The following is a 4,028-nucleotide window of genomic DNA, read 5'->3' on the forward strand; positions in this document are numbered from 1 at the left end:
TGGGGACCTCACCCTTACCAAGGGTGCGCTCTACCAACTGAGCCATATCAGCACGTCTGGAGCGGGCAGCGGGAATCGAACCCGCATCATCAGCTTGGAAGGCTGAGGTAATAGCCATTATACGATGCCCGCATCCTGAAACTCGGCTACCCAGTTCTTTCTGTAATACTAAAGAGACTGCTCTCTGTAGTATTGAGCTGATTAGTTTACCCAACCAACTCCGGCTACGCAAAGCGTCGCCAGAAAGTGGTGGTGGGGGAAGGATTCGAACCTTCGAAGTCGATGACGGCAGATTTACAGTCTGCTCCCTTTGGCCGCTCGGGAACCCCACCCAAATTGTTATGGTGCCGACTACCGGAATCGAACTGGTGACCTACTGATTACAAGTCAGTTGCTCTACCTACTGAGCTAAGTCGGCATCAAGTAGCGCGCATTCTAGGGAGAGGAGCGAGTTCATGCAACTAAAAATTTGCATAAAACGTTCTCTTGCTCACATTTTGTGCTCTTACGCGAAAAAACGGTGTAATTTCAAACAACGGAGTGCAAATAATCGCCAGCAAACAGCACAGCAGGCGCGGTTTCGGTCATCCACGTTTACCCGGAACGTATGCTGACCGCAGACTGAAAGGCAGCAGGCCGTTAGCACAATCCTGTTAGCAAAGGCCATGCTTTGCAAAGCATAAGAAACTTATTCCTCTCTTGTGACGCTGGCGCGAGAAAGCAGCATTCAATGAGTTTTTTTCTTATTATTCCCGGCAATCTGGTGTTACCCTCCTGCCCATTGTCCTGATTAACTCGTGTGAAGCATCGCCGTTTCAACGTATTCGGTGATGGTAAGAACATGCTTATGAGCCAAAAAGAGCAGACGTTAATGACACCGTACCTACAATTTAACCGCCACCAATGGGCTGCACTTCGTGATTCTGTCCCGATGACGTTAACCGAGGAAGAAATCACGCGGTTAAAAGGCATCAACGAAGATCTCTCTCTGGAAGAGGTTGCTGAGATCTATTTGCCGCTGTCGCGTTTGCTCAACTTCTATATTAGTTCTAACCTGCGTCGTCAGGCGGTTCTCGAACAATTTCTTGGCACTAACGGTCAGCGTATTCCCTATATAATCAGCATAGCTGGCAGCGTTGCGGTAGGTAAAAGCACCACCGCCCGTGTACTGCAGGCCTTGCTTAGCCGTTGGCCTGAGCATCGCCATGTTGAACTCATTACCACTGACGGATTTTTGCACCCTAACTCGGTTTTGAAAGAACGTGGGTTAATGAAGAAGAAAGGCTTTCCGCAGTCTTATGATATGCATCGGCTGGTGAAGTTTGTCTCCGATCTCAAATCAGGAGTACCACAGGCAACTGCACCGGTTTATTCCCATCTAATTTATGATGTTATTCCCGACGGCGATAAAACTGTCGCGCAACCGGATATTCTCATTCTTGAAGGACTGAATGTCCTGCAAAGTGGGATGGATTATCCACACGATCCGCATCATGTATTCGTATCGGATTTTGTCGACTTTTCTATTTATGTCGATGCCCCGGAAGAATTATTGAAAAGCTGGTATATCAACCGCTTTCTTAAATTCCGGGAAGGAGCATTTACCGACCCGGATTCTTATTTCCATAATTACGCCAAGCTGTCGAAGGAAGAAGCGGTGGATATTGCCACCTCGCTATGGAATGAGATTAACCTAATGAATCTCAAGGAAAACATCCTTCCAACCCGCGAGCGCGCCAGCCTGATTATGACCAAGAGCGCCAATCATTCTGTTAATCAGGTACGCTTACGGAAATAAAGCAAAGGGAGCCGAAGCTCCCTTTTTATTCTGCGCTGCGCAATGATATTTCACCACCAACCCAGGCTTTTATCACACCATCCTGCTCCAGCAATAGCGCCCCCTGGGCGTCAATACCGCGGGAAATGCCATAAATTTCTTTATCACCGATAATCAGTTTTACCGGACGATGAATAAAGTTATCCAGTTTTTCCCAGCGCGGCAGATAAGGAGCCAACCCTTCCTGCTCGAACAGCTCCAGTCCCAGGCGCAGCTCTTTAATCAGGCGCGCGGCGAGGAGGTTACGATCGATGACCACCCCTGCTTCCTGAAGGCTGATCCAACCCTGATTGACGACATCAGACTCCACGCGACGCATCACAAGGTTGATACCCGCGCCGCTGACGATTTGTGCGGCATCGCCCGTTTTCCCCGTCAGTTCCACGAGGATCCCTGACAGCTTACGATCCTGCAGGTAAATATCGTTTGGCCATTTCACGCGAACCTGTTCGGCCCCGAGCTGCTGCAGCACTTCAGCGATCACAATACCGATCACCAGGCTTAGGCCAATAGCCGCTGCCGGGCCCTGCTCCAGACGCCAGTACATTGAGAGATAGAGATTCGCGCCAAAGGGGGAAAACCATTTTCTGCCTCGCCGGCCCCGCCCTGCCTGCTGATATTCAGCCACGCAGGCATCTCCGGACGTCAGCTCATCCAGTCTGTCCAGCAAATACTGGTTAGTGGAGTCGATTACCGGAAGGACAGTCACTCGGCCATGCTCTATCTGTTGGGAGATCTTTTTCTCATCCAAAAGATGAATAGGCTCTGGCAGGCTGTAACCCTTGCCCGGTACGGTAAACACATCAACGCCCCAGTCGCGTAAAGTCTGGATATGCTTATTAATCGCCGCCCGGCTCATGCCTAACTGCTCGCCAAGCTGTTCACCTGAGTGAAACTCACCATCAGCAAGGATAGAAATTAGCGTTAAAGGGATAGTATGGTCTTTCACGCAATGCTCTCCTCTGCGTTGACTTCACCATGCGTTCCAATGAAGCGCACCTCGGGTTGAAGCCATACATTGAATTTCGCACCCACCTGCTGGCGAACGTAATGGGCAAGCTTTATCACATCCTCACTGGTCGCTTGATCTTCATTAATCAGTACCAGCGCCTGCTGTCGATGCACGGCCGCGCCGCCGATGCGTTGTCCTTTGAGCTGACATTGATCGATTAGCCAGCCAGCGGCCAGCTTGACGCTGCCGTTTGCCTGCGGATAGTGCGGTGCATCAGGGAACTGCGCCAGCAGCGCTTCAGCAACCTGAGCGCTGACGATCGGGTTCTTAAAAAAGCTGCCAGCATTACCGTTAATCTTTGGATCCGGCAATTTAGTCATTCGCATATGACAGACCGCATCGAATACCTGCTGCGGGGTGACCGTCTGCGGATCGAGACGTGTTAAATCACCGTAGCTCAGCACCGGTCGCCACGCTTTCTCTAACGCCAAGCCAATCGCGACGATGGCGTAGCGGTCCTGATATTCATGTTTAAAGATGCTGTCGCGATAGCCGAAACGGCATTCCGCTGCGGAAAGGCGTTGTTTACGTCCCGTTTCCAGCTCGATGCAGTCAACATATTCGCAAACCCGCTGCAATTCGACGCCGTAAGCGCCAATATTCTGGATAGGCGAAGATCCTGCGCAACCAGGGATTAATGCCAGATTTTCCAGACCATGCATCGCATGCTGTAGCGTGAACTGCACCAGTTGATGCCAGTTTTCGCCGGCGCCGACGTGCAAGCGCCAGGCATCCGGGGTTTCGCTCACCTCGATCCCCATAATTCGGTTGAGGATCACCGTACCGGCATAGTCGTTCAGAAACAGGACGTTACTGCCTTCCCCAAGGATTAGCGTGGGTTCGCCAGCCGCGACAGCGGTTTGCCAGGCGCTTAATAACTGTTGTTCAGTTTCGGCGCGTACTATCGTATTGGCGGATCGCTCAATGCCAAAGGTATTCCAGGGTTTGAGGGAGTGGTTCATAGTGGCTTCCTGATGCAAAATCGGCGTTAGTTTACCGTATCTGGCGGGGGAAGGCTTGCCTGATTACAGAGGCAATAATATTGCGGGGCGCTAACGGTGGTGATGTGGTGTACCGGTCCAGGCAACAGAACCCGCAAGGTCCGTAGCCCCGGTAAGCACAGAGCCACCGGGGGAAGCATGTCGGCACCCTCGCCGGAGGACAAAAACGCAAAAAAGC

The 4,028-nt window shown here is 51.5% G+C and carries 3 protein-coding genes and 3 tRNA genes; 1 reads left to right on the forward strand and 5 read right to left on the reverse strand.

Annotated elements, in window-relative coordinates; all coding sequences use genetic code 11:
• Positions 1 to 57 precede the first annotated feature (57 nt).
• The 3 genes from ABLV52_RS00530 to ABLV52_RS00540 all read right to left on the reverse strand — a co-directional run bounded on the left by ABLV52_RS00530 (position 58) and on the right by ABLV52_RS00540 (position 418).
• Positions 58 to 132 (reverse strand) — tRNA-Gly (locus ABLV52_RS00530).
• A gap of 115 nt (positions 133 to 247) precedes the next feature.
• A tRNA-Tyr gene (locus ABLV52_RS00535) sits at positions 248 to 332 on the reverse strand.
• A gap of 10 nt (positions 333 to 342) precedes the next feature.
• Positions 343 to 418, reverse strand: a tRNA-Thr gene (locus ABLV52_RS00540).
• Positions 419 to 847: 429 nt separating this feature from the next.
• Here ABLV52_RS00540 and coaA point away from each other — a divergent pair.
• The gene (gene coaA / locus ABLV52_RS00545; RefSeq protein ID WP_032429237.1) at positions 848 to 1,798 is read left to right on the forward strand and encodes a type I pantothenate kinase; all 951 of its coding nucleotides are present in this window, start codon (positions 848 to 850) and stop codon (positions 1,796 to 1,798) included.
• 25 nt (positions 1,799 to 1,823) lie between these two features.
• Here coaA and birA read toward each other — a convergent pair whose 3' ends face one another.
• Positions 1,824 to 2,786 (reverse strand): bifunctional biotin--[acetyl-CoA-carboxylase] ligase/biotin operon repressor BirA, encoded by a 963-nt coding sequence (gene birA, locus ABLV52_RS00550; protein ID WP_004206834.1) that lies wholly within the window; start codon positions 2,784 to 2,786, stop codon positions 1,824 to 1,826.
• Positions 2,783 to 3,811, reverse strand: coding sequence for a UDP-N-acetylmuramate dehydrogenase (gene murB / locus ABLV52_RS00555; protein ID WP_348889865.1), 1,029 nt, complete (start codon positions 3,809 to 3,811; stop codon positions 2,783 to 2,785). Before murB ends, birA begins: the two co-directional genes overlap by 4 nt.
• Positions 3,812 to 4,028: the final 217 nt, after the last annotated feature.

Source organism: Klebsiella sp. GB_Kp056 (genome assembly GCF_040064755.1).
Classification (GTDB): domain Bacteria; phylum Pseudomonadota; class Gammaproteobacteria; order Enterobacterales; family Enterobacteriaceae; genus Klebsiella; species Klebsiella quasipneumoniae.